The sequence below is a fragment of the Xenorhabdus vietnamensis genome (genome assembly GCF_002127535.1).
Lineage (GTDB): Bacteria > Pseudomonadota > Gammaproteobacteria > Enterobacterales > Enterobacteriaceae > Xenorhabdus > Xenorhabdus vietnamensis.
In genome coordinates this window covers 30,118-44,186 of sequence record NZ_MUBJ01000022.1, presented here as the reverse complement: position 1 = coordinate 44,186, position 14,069 = coordinate 30,118, and the positions used below count along the sequence as shown (strand labels likewise).

At 44.7% G+C, this 14,069-nt stretch carries 19 protein-coding genes and 3 pseudogenes; 15 read left to right on the top strand and 7 right to left on the bottom strand.

The window, feature by feature from the left end:
• The first annotated feature begins 101 nt into the window (after nt 1–101).
• Entirely contained in the window at nt 102–650 is a 549-nt protein-coding gene (locus tag Xvie_RS16250; RefSeq protein WP_086110231.1) for a GNAT family N-acetyltransferase, read from the top strand.
• Nucleotides 651–740: 90 nt separating this feature from the next.
• Here the strand turns inward: Xvie_RS16250 and Xvie_RS16245 are convergent, their stop codons facing one another.
• Entirely contained in the window at nt 741–1,361 is a 621-nt protein-coding gene (locus Xvie_RS16245; protein WP_086110230.1) for a phage repressor protein CI, read from the bottom strand.
• A gap of 253 nt (nt 1,362–1,614) precedes the next feature.
• Between Xvie_RS16245 and Xvie_RS16240 the strand changes: the two genes are divergently transcribed.
• The 12 genes from Xvie_RS16240 to Xvie_RS16185 all read left to right on the top strand — a co-directional run bounded on the left by Xvie_RS16240 (nt 1,615) and on the right by Xvie_RS16185 (nt 10,019).
• Nucleotides 1,615–1,953 carry a DUF5347 family protein gene (locus Xvie_RS16240; RefSeq protein ID WP_086110229.1) on the top strand — a complete coding sequence of 113 codons (339 nt, stop codon included), beginning with the start codon at nt 1,615–1,617 and terminating at the stop codon, nt 1,951–1,953.
• An 84-nt stretch (nt 1,954–2,037) separates the two neighbouring features.
• The gene (locus Xvie_RS16235; RefSeq protein ID WP_086110228.1) at nt 2,038–4,047 is read left to right on the top strand and encodes a replication endonuclease; all 2,010 of its coding nucleotides are present in this window, start codon (nt 2,038–2,040) and stop codon (nt 4,045–4,047) included.
• Nucleotides 4,048–4,162: 115 nt separating this feature from the next.
• Nucleotides 4,163–4,390, top strand: coding sequence for a hypothetical protein (locus Xvie_RS16230; protein WP_086110227.1), 228 nt, complete (start codon nt 4,163–4,165; stop codon nt 4,388–4,390).
• 19 nt (nt 4,391–4,409) lie between these two features.
• A complete protein-coding gene (locus Xvie_RS16225) occupies nt 4,410–4,646 on the top strand; it encodes a DinI-like family protein (RefSeq protein ID WP_086110226.1) in 237 nt (78 codons plus the stop codon).
• Between the two features lie 257 nt (nt 4,647–4,903).
• Nucleotides 4,904–5,107, top strand: coding sequence for a tail protein X (locus tag Xvie_RS16220; RefSeq protein WP_086110225.1), 204 nt, complete (start codon nt 4,904–4,906; stop codon nt 5,105–5,107).
• A gap of 9 nt (nt 5,108–5,116) precedes the next feature.
• A complete protein-coding gene (locus tag Xvie_RS16215; RefSeq protein ID WP_086110224.1) occupies nt 5,117–5,380 on the top strand; it encodes a hypothetical protein in 264 nt (87 codons plus the stop codon).
• 145 nt (nt 5,381–5,525) lie between these two features.
• The gene (locus Xvie_RS16210; protein WP_086110223.1) at nt 5,526–6,029 is read left to right on the top strand and encodes a lysis system i-spanin subunit Rz; all 504 of its coding nucleotides are present in this window, start codon (nt 5,526–5,528) and stop codon (nt 6,027–6,029) included.
• 172 nt (nt 6,030–6,201) lie between these two features.
• Nucleotides 6,202–7,023: a phage baseplate assembly protein V gene (locus tag Xvie_RS16205; protein WP_339373926.1), complete on the top strand. Its 822-nt coding sequence runs from the start codon at nt 6,202–6,204 to the stop codon at nt 7,021–7,023.
• A complete protein-coding gene (locus Xvie_RS16200) occupies nt 7,020–7,361 on the top strand; it encodes a GPW/gp25 family protein (RefSeq protein WP_086110222.1) in 342 nt (113 codons plus the stop codon). The genes Xvie_RS16205 and Xvie_RS16200 overlap by 4 nt, the downstream gene beginning before the upstream one ends.
• A 3-nt stretch (nt 7,362–7,364) precedes the next feature.
• The gene (locus Xvie_RS16195) at nt 7,365–8,273 is read left to right on the top strand and encodes a baseplate assembly protein (RefSeq protein ID WP_086110221.1); all 909 of its coding nucleotides are present in this window, start codon (nt 7,365–7,367) and stop codon (nt 8,271–8,273) included.
• The gene (locus Xvie_RS16190; RefSeq protein WP_086110220.1) at nt 8,266–8,874 is read left to right on the top strand and encodes a phage tail protein I; all 609 of its coding nucleotides are present in this window, start codon (nt 8,266–8,268) and stop codon (nt 8,872–8,874) included. Before Xvie_RS16195 ends, Xvie_RS16190 begins: the two co-directional genes overlap by 8 nt.
• Nucleotides 8,871–10,019: a phage tail protein gene (locus Xvie_RS16185; RefSeq protein WP_086110219.1), complete on the top strand. Its 1,149-nt coding sequence runs from the start codon at nt 8,871–8,873 to the stop codon at nt 10,017–10,019. Before Xvie_RS16190 ends, Xvie_RS16185 begins: the two co-directional genes overlap by 4 nt.
• Before the next feature lie 72 nt (nt 10,020–10,091).
• On the opposite strand, the pseudogene Xvie_RS26695 reads toward Xvie_RS16185, so the two are convergent.
• From Xvie_RS26695 to Xvie_RS23310, 6 genes and pseudogenes are all read right to left on the bottom strand, one after another.
• Nucleotides 10,092–10,163, bottom strand: a pseudogene (locus Xvie_RS26695) (hypothetical protein); the annotation flags it as partial.
• Nucleotides 10,164–10,187: 24 nt separating this feature from the next.
• Nucleotides 10,188–10,511: pseudogene (locus tag Xvie_RS16180) on the bottom strand (tail fiber assembly protein).
• A 54-nt stretch (nt 10,512–10,565) separates the two neighbouring features.
• Nucleotides 10,566–10,736 (bottom strand): hypothetical protein, encoded by a 171-nt coding sequence (locus Xvie_RS21675; RefSeq protein ID WP_167376291.1) that lies wholly within the window; start codon nt 10,734–10,736, stop codon nt 10,566–10,568.
• A gap of 152 nt (nt 10,737–10,888) precedes the next feature.
• Entirely contained in the window at nt 10,889–11,026 is a 138-nt protein-coding gene (locus Xvie_RS23320; RefSeq protein ID WP_244175689.1) for a hypothetical protein, read from the bottom strand.
• A 13-nt stretch (nt 11,027–11,039) separates the two neighbouring features.
• A pseudogene (locus tag Xvie_RS25860) lies at nt 11,040–11,162 on the bottom strand (phage tail protein); the annotation flags it as partial.
• Nucleotides 11,163–11,491: 329 nt separating this feature from the next.
• Nucleotides 11,492–11,968: a gp53-like domain-containing protein gene (locus Xvie_RS23310; protein WP_086110217.1), complete on the bottom strand. Its 477-nt coding sequence runs from the start codon at nt 11,966–11,968 to the stop codon at nt 11,492–11,494.
• A 395-nt stretch (nt 11,969–12,363) separates the two neighbouring features.
• Between Xvie_RS23310 and Xvie_RS16165 the strand changes: the two genes are divergently transcribed.
• Together Xvie_RS16165 and Xvie_RS16160 are read left to right on the top strand one after the other, a co-directional pair.
• Complete coding sequence (locus Xvie_RS16165; RefSeq protein ID WP_086110216.1) at nt 12,364–13,536, top strand: phage tail sheath protein; 1,173 nt, start codon at nt 12,364–12,366, stop codon at nt 13,534–13,536.
• A gap of 11 nt (nt 13,537–13,547) precedes the next feature.
• A complete protein-coding gene (locus Xvie_RS16160; RefSeq protein ID WP_086110215.1) occupies nt 13,548–14,066 on the top strand; it encodes a phage major tail tube protein in 519 nt (172 codons plus the stop codon).
• Nucleotides 14,067–14,069 lie beyond the last annotated feature (3 nt).

The following is a 14,069-nucleotide window of genomic DNA, read 5'->3' as shown; positions in this document are numbered from 1 at the left end:
GCCGGAAAATAATACCATTTTCCGGCAGTTTTATTTTTATATCCTGCATCCAATTATGAGATATTGCTGATTAACTTTTCCCTGAATATTAAAGAGGCGTTGTGATTGTTGAATTGGAAACAGAAAGGTTGTATCTGCGAGCTTGGAAGAAAGAAGATAGAGAACCTTTCTTCCGTCTGAATAGTGATCATGAAGTGATGGAGTTTTTCCCCAGTACACTGACTGAAGAGCAGAGCAATACTTTTATTGATAATTGTATTCGCAAATTTGAAACTCAGGGGGGTTGGGGATTATGGGCGGTTGAACTAAAACAGAGTGGTGAGTTTATTGGTTTTGTGGGGTTGAATATCCCAAATATTGAATTTCCATTTTCTCCTTTTGTTGAAATAGGTTGGCGGCTGGATAAACCATTTTGGGGTCAAGGCTATGCCTGTGAAGCGGCTCACAGAGTTTTTGATTTCGCATTCAGGGAAATCGGACTGGAAGAAGTTGTGGCTTTCACTACGGTCTCTAATTATCGCTCGGAGAGTGTTATGAAAAAACTGGGCATGATCAGAGATGAAAAAACATTTCTGCATCCCGGCTTGGAAAGAAACCATCCATTGAGGGAACATGTTTTGTATCGGCTTTTGCGTTCAGGCTTTATGTAAGTCAGGCATGATGCGAGAATGATTGAATGCCATCAAGGTTACCCTTATGGGCAGAGATGACCTTGATGGAAACCGTTTTATGTCGGATTATTATTGCCTGGATATGACCAAAACAACACGGCCGATGAATTTGATGTCGCTGATTGAACAATCAAAAGTGACATCGCTATCGCTGACCCGAATCTTGCTGATTGGAATTTTGGCAATCTTTTTGATACTGTGCATACCCTCAATATCCACTAGCCATAAGCCGTCTTGAATATTGTCTTCCTGAGTATCCAGCAGATACCATGAGATACCATCATCAATAATCAGCGAATTTGTGAGTTCCTTAGGAATCAATTCACTATCCAAAATCACAGGGCTGGCTTCATTGAGCTTACCACCTGATAATTTTACACGAGGGATAGATGGAGCAATGATATCTTCCAATCGTTCCGTTTTTTTACCATTTTCTCCATCTGGAAACATTTCCCCCTGACCTGTGCTCAACCACAGTAGTGAAGCGCCAGTTTCGAGATTACACTGGATGATCCAATCCGCTGGAAAGCTATCACGAAGGTAGCGGTTTGCCATCGTGCTTTTAGAAACGCCCAAGTGGTCACTCAGGGCTTGGCGTGATTTAAACCCATACGCGCGGACAAGGCGCTCAATAGCAGGTCTTCCCCCACTATCGGCCCCCATTTTGATCTCAATATTGGTATTTTTCATTGACAGTACAGATAGTAGCTATTAGTATCCCATAATTGCTCTCGAAATGAGATCAATGATGAGCCCGAATTGGTTAAGCCGAAAACCATTGAGAGATATTGCATCATGAACGTCCGGATTTCAATCTTTATGCCTGATATCGAAACATTTAGGAAATTATTGAGGATGGATAAGCTGTTTGAAATGGTGGAAGTAGTTGGAAATAGCATGAAATCGTTGAGGATCGTTTCGTAAGAAAATGTTGAGGGAAAATATGGCGAACACTGAAAAAGAGAAGTTTGCCCAGATTAACCTCGGTCAACGACTGGAAGGATTGAATCACCTGTCGAGGATCAGGGCGACATACTGGGGTGACAATGAAAAGGAATTGAATCGATTTTTTGCTGACATGCGGGATAAAAGAGACAACCATTACGAAGAGAATACACGGGCGTTATCGGCCATTTTCTATTTGGCGAATATCCCGCGTTTCCGCCACGATAGTGAATTCAACCATTTTACCCAAGAGGAAAAACAGGCTCTGATTAAGACGATGAATCATATAAAGGTTGTTGTCAGTCAGTTTCCAAAGTACCTGACACTGTCTAAGTAATTACCGCTTTCTAAACACATTATCGTTTTAAACAAATGGCATGAATACGCCAGGCTCCTGCATATCCTTAATATGGTGAAGTTGATGAATAGTAACTTAATCACTTATGCACAGAATAGTGATTATCTGATAGTCAAAAGTAAACAAGCTGCGATGTTTCAGCCGAATATACCACAAGGTGTTTCAATGGCAGAGCGTTTGCTATGGGAAGTCAACGCGGAAGATCATCAATGGCGTCACCAATATATAGGACAAATGCCGGATTTTCTGGCGAAATATTTCAGTCGTCGTTATGTCGATATCTTTAATCGTTCAGGCCGTCGTGATGCAAATTCTTTCCTGAGAAAAACGGTAGGGCAGAATGTGTTACCGAGATTGCAGTTAGTAAAAGAACGGTATCAATTTAACCATTGTGTTTCTGGTATGACGCCTTTTCCTTTTATTGAGCAACTGGAAAATGTGGCGACGTATGATCGCAAACAACTCTTGAAACTTGCTCACGATATCTCCGTTTTTATTTCTGGTAACTATGAGTATTACTCTTTGCTTTTTTCCAAAAAATACGCATCAACCTCAGTTGACTGTGATGATGGGGATTTTTCCCGTGTCGCTAGGTTGTATCGATTGCTGGCAAAACTGACTTTACAATGTGGTACCCGTCCCCCTTATTGGCAGCGTTTTAATTGTGGGCGCAAAATGCCATCGGTCGATCAACTCTGCTCTGGCATGTTGCGCATGATGTCAGCTCGTTGGTGGTATTTTCGTTTAAAACGTCTGCGTGATATCCAATCTGAACACATGGCAATTGCCGTTGGACAAGTACAGCAAGCCGCTTCTCCTTATGTTTCACGTCAAGCATTGAGGGAATGGCTGGAACAAAAACGGCGCAATCGTGAGTTTTTCAAACGTTTTGATTTAGAAAATGAAAAAGGGGAACGAATTTCACTGGCGGATACGGTTATTCATAGCAACGCGAATCCTGCAATCCGACGTTGTGAATTAATGGTCAGGATGCGCGGTTTTGAAGATGTTGCCAATAAAATGAACTGTGTTGGCGAGTTTTATACCATCACAGCCCCTGCAAAATACCATGCTGTCCAGCACAAAGGAGGATTTGTTAAATCTTGGGATGGCGCAACGCCACATAATACTCAGCGTTATTTATGCAATGTCTGGGCAAAGGCTCGTGCTGCGTTCGCTCGGGCAGGAATCAATCTATTTGGGTTCCGTGTAGTGGAACCACATCATGATGGTACTCCTCATTGGCATATGGTGCTGTTCATGTTGCCGGAGTATCTGCAGCAAGTTAGAGGGATCCTTGAGCATTATGCTTGTCAGGAAGAACAGGAGGAGCTACAGAGCGATGAAACTAAAAAAGCTCGTTTTGATTATAGGATAATCGATCCGAGCAAAGGTAGTGCGACAGGTTACATTGCGAAGTATATTTCCAAAAATATCGACGGCTATGCGCTGGAAGAAGAAAAAGACCATGAAACAGGTGAATCCCTGCGCGACATGGCAAAGTCAGTGACTGCTTGGGCGAGCCGCTGGCGTATTCGTCAATTCCAACAAATTGGTGGAGCGCCAGTTTCGGTTTGGCGCGAATTACGTCGTCTCAGGGAAGTTCGTTTATCTGACAATAAGGTAAATGCCGTTTTGCAGGCGGCAGATGAGGGAGATTGGGCTGCTTATACTCAAGCACAGGGCGGGCCATGGGTTGCTCGTTGTGATTTGGTTGTTCGTTTATTTTACCAGCATATTCCTTTTGGTAGTCCTTATGGTGAAGATGTTCAATCTATACAAGGCGTAATTTCACCATTTTTGTCTCATGCAGGATTTATCAACACACGCTTTCATCAATGGGCCATTGTGCCAAAATCAGGATCTACTGCTAGGTCAGGGTCCACTACCATATCAGGATCAGAACGGATTGTTTATAAAAGGGGCAAAAAGTTCTCATCTTGGAGTTCTGTCAATAACTGTACGGATGAACAGATTAATGAAAAGCATTTTACAGCTCATAGTATTGTTATAGTAGAAAAATACATCAAATTGGCAAATATTTCTACTAAAACAATGGATAATAGCTATTAACTATCAAATTTAATCATCAGAAAAGGCAAAAACTACTTTAAATTTTGCCTTATTACGTGTACTGTATATATATACAGCTTATTATATGGAGGCGGATAAATCAGTGGAATCTCTTATGGAATCATTGGTAGCGCAACGCATCAATTTTATTGCTCGAATGGCAACAAGTTGTGAATGCAATCATGCGGAAGACAAAGAGCTGGCACTGGTTTGGATAGCGGAGCTATCTGCACCTTATGAAAAGAGATTTAACAGTTACCAGAGTAAACTGGATAGTAATCTGTTAGGTGATAAGGTGACCGGTAACAAAATATTAAGGAATTCTGGTTCAATAGAAGAATAGATCTGGCGGGAGGAAAAGGATGCGAGTAGAAATACTTTTCGATAAAAGAGCTAATGTTTCTGAATCAGTCATGCTTTCACTAGAAAGTGAACTAAAAAAAAGAATATTACCACACTATCCTGATACAAATTTCAGAATTGCAACCAGTAGCAGTACCTCCGTAAGAGTGACAGGAACTAAAAAAAGCAGTGAACATGATCACATTATGGAACTCATTCAAGAAGTTTGGGAGGATGATAGTTGGTTATCTGATTAGCTCTGATAAAGGATCATAATCTTCCAATGGATGGAATGGCACATAATTAAGATAAAACAGCACAAAGGCAGGAAATTATTTCCTGCCTTTGTGCTTAGGTGATTACTGAAACAAATTTATGTACAGGTCACTGGTTCAAAATTGTTCTGCATTTGTACTGCTTATCTAACAATCTCACCGGATTGAGATGTTTTCCTAATTATTTGATCATAACTCTTCGATTTACCGACTATTTTCTGCAAAGAAAAGGAGAGTGTATGCAAGTTATCGCACAACAAAATGAAACGGTTGATGCCATTTGTTGGCGTCATTATGGTCGCACGTTGGGAATGACTGAGCGTGTGTTGCAGGCAAACCCCGGATTGGCTGATTTTGGCGCGGTATTGCCTCATGGAACGAAAGTTGAAATGCCAGAATTTATGCCTGCTGCCAGTAAACCCATTATCCAGCTTTGGGATTAAGGGGTATGCATGGATAAATACAGCCACGCCACTTATGCCTGTGCCGGCACTACTGCCATTTTTTCCGGCCTCTCTTTATATGAGTGGAGTTTTCTGCTCGGTGCGTTCGCCAGCATTTCCCTCGGCATCCTGACCTATCTTCTGAACCGCCGGGAGCAGATGAAACGAACCCTGATCTTGAAAAACATCCTGGAAAATCTGGAATTAGAGCCTGCGTCAAAATCGGCCAAAATTGTCAGCGAACTGATCAATCAAGCGCCGAGAGAACTGTAGTTCGCGGGGATAGCTGTAGTTCGCGGGGATAGCTGTAGTTCCCAGGGATGGATAGTTCTCAGAGATAGATAGCTCTCAGAGATAAATAGTACGCATGGATAAACAATATACAGGAGACTGAACTGGTTTGTTGGGGATCAGAACAATGAAGAAAATGCCTTTAATTGTGAGTTTGGTCATTGGCGGGAGCCTTGGCTGGTGGGGACATCGTTCTCTATCTCTCAATGAAGTGGCGAATTTAAAACAACAACAAGCTGCACAACTTGTTGTCATCAACCAAAAAGCACGTTCAGAAACGTTGGCTGCTATTCAGCAAATGAAAGATGCACAAAACCGGACAGCACAATTGGATGAATATTATTCAGGAAAGTTAGTTCATGTTACCGAAGAAAATGCGGCTTTGCGTGCTGACATTGCTGCTGGTCATCGGCGGGTGCGAATCGCCGCCGCCAACCTTGCTACCTGTCAGCTCACCCAAAACAGAGATACCAGCGCCCGCAGCGTGGGCAATGGAACCCAAGTCGAACTCACTGCAAAAGCTGGACGTGCTATTTACGATATCCGAGCCGGAATGATCAGTGACCAGTCCAAATTAGACTATTTGCAACAGTATATACGTGATGTTGTTCGGCAGTGTAAACCGGAATAATCACATCTCATTACAATGCTGTTCAGCATCATTCAAGAAATCGTAAAAAGCCTTCTTTCACTCTGGAGAAGGCTTTTTGTTTTATTTTAATGTCATTGATTTAAAAGTATTTTATCTCTAGATTTGTATGCTGTTTCCTACAACCTCAGTTTAATGTCCAGCCTGCTTTTTCATGGCATTCTTGCGTCATGAACATACAACTGACTTTTACGCCATGAATACACAACTTACCGAAATAATGCGTTTATTGCGAAACATTATCCGAATAGGAGTTGTTTCCGAAATAGATACCACAAGAGGTATGTGTCGGGTTGCGACAGGTGATCTAAAAACCGACTGGATACATTGGCTGACATCCAGAGCGGGGAATTCCCGCACATGGTGGGCCCCCAGTGCTGGTGAACAGGTTTTATTACTGTCTATAGGCGGAGAGCTGACTACCGCCTTTGTATTACCAGCGATTTTTTCAAATGGACGTCCGGCACCATCAATCTCTTCTCAAGCAGTACGCATTGAGTTTCCTGATGGAGCAATGATGGAATATGAACCACAATCAGGTGCATTGACTGTCAGTGGTATTAGAACCGGAGAAATCAAGGCCTTGAAGTCTTTCAAAATTGAAGCGCCGGAAATCACGCTGGAGGCGAAGAACAAAATTAAGTTAACTGCTTGGAATGAGATCGGATTAACCGGTTATAACAAGATTGGATTGAAGTCTTATAATGAGATTGGACTGGAATCTCAAAATGAGATCAAATTAACATCGGACAACAAAATGAGCTTGGGGTCTAAGAAGGAAGATATCAAATTATCCGCTAATAAAGAGATCAATATGGAGGCTAAGAAGCTCAAACTGACAGCGAAGGAGGAAGGAGAAATGAACGGCAACATTAAACATTCTGAAGGCACATTCACTTCCAACGGCATAACTGTGGATTCCCATAAACACTCCGGTGTTCAATCAGGCGGTGCAACCTCTGGAGGTCCAATATGATGTACTTGGGGATGAATCGGTACACAGGCCGAGAGTTGACAGATTTAGCACATGTCAGGCAATCCGTCAGCGATATTTTATTAACTCCTGTGGGAAGCCGTATTGCACGTCGTACTTATGGTTCTTTACTGCCTGAACTTATAGATTGGCCGCAAAATCCGGCAATTAGGCTTCAGGTTATGGCAGCCAGCTATACCGCAATCAGCCGTTGGGAGCCGCGGGTAACATTGACGTCAATTACGATGGAAACCCTACAGGATGGCAAAATGGTAGTGGATATTACGGGTACTTATGAGCAATCCGCCAAAGAATTTTCACTTTCTATTCCGGTGAGGTAAGTCATGTCAACCATCGATTTAAGTCAGTTGCCACCACCAAATGTGGTTGAGCCACTGGATTATGAACAACTGCTGGAAGAGCGTAAAAAAGGGCTGATATCGCTCTATCCAGAAGATCAGCAAGATGCCATTGCTCGCACTTTGCAACTGGAATCCGAACCTTTGGTCAAGTTGCTGGAAGAGAACGTTTATCGCGAATTGCTCTTGCGTCAACGGGTTAACGAAGCTGCTCGGGCGGTAATGGTGGCCTATTCAACAGGCAGCGATTTGGATCAGCTGGGTGCGAACAACAACGTATCCCGCATGGTTCTGAGTCCTGCGGATAACTCCACCGTACCACCGACCCCTGCGGTAATGGAATCTGACAACGACTATCGTGTTCGCATTCCACAGGCTTTTGAAGGCTTGAGCGTCGCCGGCCCGGTTGGTGCGTATGAATATCATGCCCGCAGTGCGGATGGACGTGTTGCTGATGCCTCGGCAATAAGCCCGTCGCCAGCTAACGTTACCGTGACCATTATGTCGCGAGAAGACAAAGGCGTAGCTTCCAAAGAGCTGCTGGAAATCGTCGAAAAAGCGCTGAACGACGAAAACGTGCGTCCGGTGGCGGATCGCTTGAAAGTTCAGTCGGCCAGCATTGTGGAATATGAAATTGATGCAGTGTTGTACATCTTTCCGACACCGGAATCAGAGCCTATTAGCAAGGCGGCAGAACAGAAGCTGAAACACTATGTCGCGGCACAGCATCGTCTGGGCCGTGACATTAGTTTGTCAGCGATTTATGCCGCATTGCATGTGGAAGGTGTCCAGCGCGTAGAACTGAAAGCGCCATTGAAAGACGTGGTACTGGATAAAACTCAGGCATCTTATTGCACCAAAGCCACCCTGACGATGGGAGGCTCGGATGAGTGATCGCCTTCTACCAATGGGTTCGACCCAGCTAGAACTTGCGGCGGCCAAAGCCTGCGCGGAATTGCAGAAGGTCAAAGTACCGCTACGTGAACTGTGGAACCCAGACACCTGTCCGGCATCACTGCTGTCTTATTTGGCATGGGCATGGTCAGTCGATCGTTGGGACGAGAACTGGCCTGAGAGTACCAAGAGGAAGGTAATCAAAAGCTCGCTGTTCCTGCACAAACACAAAGGAACAATTGGAGCAATTCGGCGGGTTGTTGAACCATTGGGTTATCTCATCCGTGTAAAAGAGTGGTGGCAAACCAACGATGTACCGGGCACCTTCAAGCTGGATATTGGTGTGCTGGATAGCGGTATCACCCATGAAATGTTCGAAGAACTGGAAAACCTGATTTTTGATGCCAAGCCAGTCAGTCGGCATTTGATTGGGTTGGACATCAATCTGGATACACGCGGTGAATATCACTACTCGGCGGCGACTTACAGTGGTGATGAGCTGACAGTTTACCCTTATCTCCCGGAACAAGTGACAGTATTCGGCTCAGAAATTATGGGCGTGGGCATACATATTATTGATGACATGAGGATTAGAGCATGAGTACTAAATATTTTGCGCTGTTGACGCAGCTAGGTGCAGAGAAATTGGCGAATGCCACAGCATTGGGGACTAAAATTGAAATTACCCATATGGCCGTCGGTGATGGTGATGGCAAGCTGCCGACACCGGACACCAAACAAACCAAACTGATTAATGAAAAACGTCGTGCGGCGATTAACACACTAAGCATTGATCCTAAAAATACCAACCAGATCATTGCAGAGCAGGTTATCCCTGAAAGCGAAGGCGGCTGGTGGATCCGTGAAATCGGCCTGTTTGACAAAGACGGCATTTTGATTGCCGTGGGTAACTGCGCGGAAACCTACAAACCTCAATTACAGGAAGGTTCCGGCCGGACTCAGACTATTCGCATGATTCTGATTGTCAGCAGCGCTAACGCGGTGACATTGAAAGTTGACCCATCTGTGATTCTGGCAACACGTGAATATGTGGATGATTCCATTCAGAAACACGCGAACAGCCGTAACCATCCTGATGCGACGCTGAAAGAGAAGGGATTTGTGATCCTGAGCAGCGCATTGGACAGTAATAGCGAAACTTATGCAGCAACATCAAAAGCGGTAAAAGAGGCTAACGATAATGCTAATACCCGTCTAGAGAAAAGCAAGAATGGCGCAGATATTCCAGACAAAAATGAGTTTGTGAAAAACCTCGGTTTGCAGGAAGGCTCAACTTTACCGGTTGGAGTCCCTATTCCTTGGCCGTCAAAAATTCCACCGGAAGGCTGGTTTCAATGCAACGGTGACCTATTTGACAAAGAAAAATACCCAAAACTGGCCCTTGCCTATCCATCTGGCAGACTACCTGATTTGAGAGGGGAGTTTATTCGCGGCTGGGATGGCGGGAGCGGCAATGATGCTGGGCGCGCATTATTATCATCTCAGACTGATACTATTCAGAATATTGTAGGAACATTTGGAAGAACACAACTGTTTCATGATGCAGTAGCCTCTGGCCCATTCCAAGCATCAAGTTGGTTATATGCAACAGGGCTTAGCCCATCATCTTCTAATACAGGTTATGGCGCAGCAACTTGGACATTTGATGCATCCCGCGCGGTGCGTACAGCAACGGAAACTCGTCCACGCAACATAGCATTCAATTACATAGTAAAAGCAGCCTAATGAATTATAAGCCCTCACCCTGAGGGTTTTTACCCATCACAGCCCTAAATTACTCGCCCACTGCCTCACATTCTACACCGAATCTGCCGGCATCTGGACACGGACATCTAAGCGACAGCCTTCGGGAATATCGCACGGCTCGCCATCAGGGGCACTAGGCCCCTGTAATCACTCCGGCTGTTCAGGCCATGCGATATCGGGGGCGGTCGAGCAATCAACCCGGTTGAGCAGGACACGGTATTTCTTTCACGCAAGGAGTGCAGCTTTCTCTTCGTCGGTCACTATGTCGAGGTCAACAGCATCCTGTAGCGGGGCAATGGCAATGCCTGCCTGTTGTTGCAGTGATGATTTTTGCTGTTCCGCCCGCCTGATATGGTCCGCTTTTAATGCCTGATGATCTGTCACCCACCGCTTACTATCCCATTTATCGAATTGTGTAGCGGGTGCATTTGGGGTTGTGCCTAATGGATAATCGCTGAGAGCTGTAATCACCCAAGTTTCACCCGTTTCAATGTCATACACCGTTTCACCTAGGTGATCAGTAACTTACTCCCAGATTAACAGTTCCTTCGAGCGGCAAATCGCATAATCCTCCTTGTTTTCACCTGGCTTATCAACACAAGAGTGTGCAGGAATGCCAACACCGACAGGTAAGAACCCCACATGAGGAAGAAAGATATTCACGCGATTCACCATTGTAATTGAACACTGTGACATTACCGGCCACCATTGCGATGAATTCGCTATTCAATTCTGCTTTAGTCACTATACAGCCCTCACAATGTAGTTAAATGCAATGTTACGTGGGCGAGTTTCGATGCCCCCGGAAGAATTAGTTGAGATAGTCCTCGCATTGGTCACAGAACCACCTACATCCGCACCAACAGGGTACGACCCACTTGTACTGTCAAATCCCGTTGCCCCCCATGTATGCGCCTTAAGTTCATCATTTTGTGATGAAAGAAGAGTTCGCCCAACATCAACATCTCTTCTATCACTCCATCCACGAATAAACTCCCCTCTCAAATCAGGTAGTCTGCCAGATGGATAGGCAAGGGCCAGTTTTGGGTATTTTTCTTTGTCAAATAGGTCACCGTTGCATTGAAACCAGCCTTCCGGTGGAATTTTTGACGGCCAAGGAATAGGGACTCCAACCGGTAAAGTTGATCCTTCCGTTAAACCAGGGTTTTTTGTAACTCATCACCACAGCAATATCCCGACAAAACACAGCCCCATGCGATGATATGACGCAGCAAACAGGTGCTTTCAGCCGTCAATAAATAGCCAATAGGGGAGATTAGTGAGTAGTTGGGTGTATTGGGGGAATTATGGTCAGATGCTGGGAAAAGCCCTCAAGGGAGGGCTTAAACAAAGACTAAGTTTGATTAGGGCGATTTATTCATGGTTTTACTCTAACTGAGTAACCTTGATTACCATTTATTGGCTTTACTTGCACTTGCTCATTGAACCACTTAATAACCAATTGCAAGATATTGTCCAATAATAAAACTAGAAGTAGTAAGACTTATTTCATTGCCCTTAAAATCAAAACATTTCCCAGCAACCCAAGCTTTAAAACTGTTCAAGGTGCCATTGGGATATGTAGCCATTGGCAGAACTCCGCCTCCGGCATCTATCATCTGAATACTTAAACAAGCGTGTTTAAATTCTCTTGGTAAATTGACTACGTTTTCAACTAATGCGCTAAAGCGGTGAGATCCCCATTGGATTATTAGGCCTGTATCACCGCACTCCCACCATCCATTTTCTTCAAGTTTGGCTAAATCCTTTAGCCCGAATAAATTGTCAATCTCCGAACGTCCATATGTTCCTACGTCTTCCGCATTTAAATTCACATCCCCTGTTAGTGATTCCCCATTAATTTTTCTACTATTGGGTACAGCGTTTTGTGCCTGAACCACGGTTTCTGCCAAACCGAGGTTTTTCACAATCCTTAGATCCTAACGATCCAAGCAAAGATCCAACTCCTTATACCCCGAAAACTAAAACTCAATGACAAAAACAAGCCACTTTAGCCTGTCAAAAAATAGCCAAAAGTTAAAATTACACCGAATAATACTAAAAAGAATAAATTTTGAACCAATATGAGTTTAATAAATAACCAAATAGAGTGTATTATTTAACCGATTAAGGGTTTGCTCCAACCAAACCATCCAATCACCCCAAATCAAACCAAAAATCAATTAAATATCACATTAATCAATTGATTTTTAATAAAAATATAAGACATGTTTTGTACCTTCTCCCACACATCCCCAATCGAATGATTTCCCCCGTCCAATCCGCCAATATATCAGCACACCTTAACAGGAGAACCGCTAATATGGCACAAGACTATCATCACGGCGTCCGTGTACAGGAAATCAACGAAGGTACGCGCACCATCACTACAGTTAGCACCGCTATCGTAGGTATGGTTTGTACTGCACCTGACGCAGACGAAAAAACATTTCCATTAAACACCCCAGTTCTGCTTACTGACGTTATGAGCGCCAGTGGTAAGGCTGGGAAAAAAGGGACTTTGTCCGCATCACTGAAAGCAATCGCTGCTCAGGCTCAGCCTGTCACTGTGGTTGTCCGTGTTGCTGAGGGCGAGTCTGAAGAAGTAACCATTTCTAACATCATCGGTGGTGTCACTGATGCAGGTAAGAAAACCGGTATGCAGGCACTGTTGGCGGCGCAAAGCCAGCTCGGTGTTAAGCCTCGTATTTTGGGTGTTCCGGGTCTGGATTCAAAAGCTGTTGCTGTTGAACTGGCCAGCGTTGCTCAGAAGCTGAAAGCCATGGCTTATGTCAGCGCTTATGGCAGCAAAAATATCTCTGAAGTCATCAAGTACCGCGACAACTTCAATCAGCGTGAGCTGATGCTGATTTGGCCAGATTTCTTGAGCTGGGATACCGTCACCAATAGCGAAGCTATCGCTTATGCGACCGCTCGTGCTCTGGGATTGCGTGCCAAGATCGATCAGGAAACTGGCTGGCACAAAACGCTGTCCAACGTTGGTGTCAACGGTGTGACTGGTCTGTCTGCTGATGTTTTCTGGGATCTGCAAGATACCGCAACTGACGCTGATCTGCTGAACAAAAGCGGCATCACTACGCTGATCCGCAAAAACGGCTTCCGTTTCTGGGGTTCCCGCACTTGTGCTGATGATCCACTGTTCCAGTTTGAAAGCTACACGCGTACCGCCCAGGTTCTGGCTGACACCATGGCTGAATCTCACATGTGGGCTATCGATAAGCCGCTGACTCCATCACTGGTGCGCGACATTATCGAAGGCATCAATGCTAAGTTCCGCGAATTGAAAGCCGGTGGCTACATCATTGATGGCCGTTGCTGGTACGACGATAAAGCCAACGATAAAGACACCCTGAAAGCGGGCAAACTGACCATCGATTACGACTATACACCTGTACCGCCACTGGAAAACATGATGTTACGCCAGCGCATTACAGATAGTTACCTGATGGATTTCGCGAAAAGTATCAATAAATAAGGGGCTAACTGATGGCATTACCTCGCAAACTTAAATACCTGAACTTGTTCAATGATGGCAACAACTATCAGGGGATCGTGGAAGAACTGACTCTTCCTAAGTTAAGCCGCAAGCTGGAAGCCTATCGCGGTGCTGGTATGAATGGCAGCGCAATGGTGGATTTAGGTCTGGATGAAGGCGCACTGGATGCTGAATTCACTCTGGGCGGCGTTGAAGCTCAACTGTACAAACAGTGGGGCATCGCGAAAGCCGATGGTGTCATGCTGCGCTTTGCTGGCTCTTTTGAGAGTGAAAATAACGGTGAAGTGGTTGCAGTCGAAGTTGTGATGCGTGGTCGTTTCCAAGAGTTCGATCACGGCACTTATAAACAGGGGGATAACACCCAGACCAAAATCACTGCCAAAAATACTTATTTCAAACTGACATGGAATGGTGAAGAACTGATTGAAATCGACACCATCAACATGGTTGAAAAAGTAGGTGGGGAAGATCGTCTGGAGCAGCATCGCCGCGCTATCGGTCTTTTTTAATCG

Bases quoted from the DNA above. Each gene is read 5' to 3' on its own strand.
- Xvie_RS16245 (WP_086110230.1), bottom strand. From the start codon at position 1,361: ATGAAAAATACCAATATTGAGATCAAAATGGGGGCCGATAGTGGGGGA.
- Xvie_RS16240 (WP_086110229.1), top strand. From the start codon at position 1,615: ATGGCGAACACTGAAAAAGAGAAGTTTGCCCAGATTAACCTCGGTCAA.
- Xvie_RS16235 (WP_086110228.1), top strand. From the start codon at position 2,038: ATGAATAGTAACTTAATCACTTATGCACAGAATAGTGATTATCTGATA.
- Xvie_RS16230 (WP_086110227.1), top strand. From the start codon at position 4,163: ATGGAATCATTGGTAGCGCAACGCATCAATTTTATTGCTCGAATGGCA.
- Xvie_RS16225 (WP_086110226.1), top strand. From the start codon at position 4,410: ATGCGAGTAGAAATACTTTTCGATAAAAGAGCTAATGTTTCTGAATCA.
- Xvie_RS16220 (WP_086110225.1), top strand. From the start codon at position 4,904: ATGCAAGTTATCGCACAACAAAATGAAACGGTTGATGCCATTTGTTGG.
- Xvie_RS16215 (WP_086110224.1), top strand. From the start codon at position 5,117: ATGGATAAATACAGCCACGCCACTTATGCCTGTGCCGGCACTACTGCC.
- Xvie_RS16210 (WP_086110223.1), top strand. From the start codon at position 5,526: ATGAAGAAAATGCCTTTAATTGTGAGTTTGGTCATTGGCGGGAGCCTT.
- Xvie_RS16205 (WP_339373926.1), top strand. From the start codon at position 6,202: ATGGCATTCTTGCGTCATGAACATACAACTGACTTTTACGCCATGAAT.
- Xvie_RS16200 (WP_086110222.1), top strand. From the start codon at position 7,020: ATGATGTACTTGGGGATGAATCGGTACACAGGCCGAGAGTTGACAGAT.
- Xvie_RS16195 (WP_086110221.1), top strand. From the start codon at position 7,365: ATGTCAACCATCGATTTAAGTCAGTTGCCACCACCAAATGTGGTTGAG.
- Xvie_RS16190 (WP_086110220.1), top strand. From the start codon at position 8,266: ATGAGTGATCGCCTTCTACCAATGGGTTCGACCCAGCTAGAACTTGCG.
- Xvie_RS16185 (WP_086110219.1), top strand. From the start codon at position 8,871: ATGAGTACTAAATATTTTGCGCTGTTGACGCAGCTAGGTGCAGAGAAA.
- Xvie_RS21675 (WP_167376291.1), bottom strand. From the start codon at position 10,736: ATGTCACAGTGTTCAATTACAATGGTGAATCGCGTGAATATCTTTCTT.
- Xvie_RS16165 (WP_086110216.1), top strand. From the start codon at position 12,364: ATGGCACAAGACTATCATCACGGCGTCCGTGTACAGGAAATCAACGAA.
- Xvie_RS16160 (WP_086110215.1), top strand. From the start codon at position 13,548: ATGGCATTACCTCGCAAACTTAAATACCTGAACTTGTTCAATGATGGC.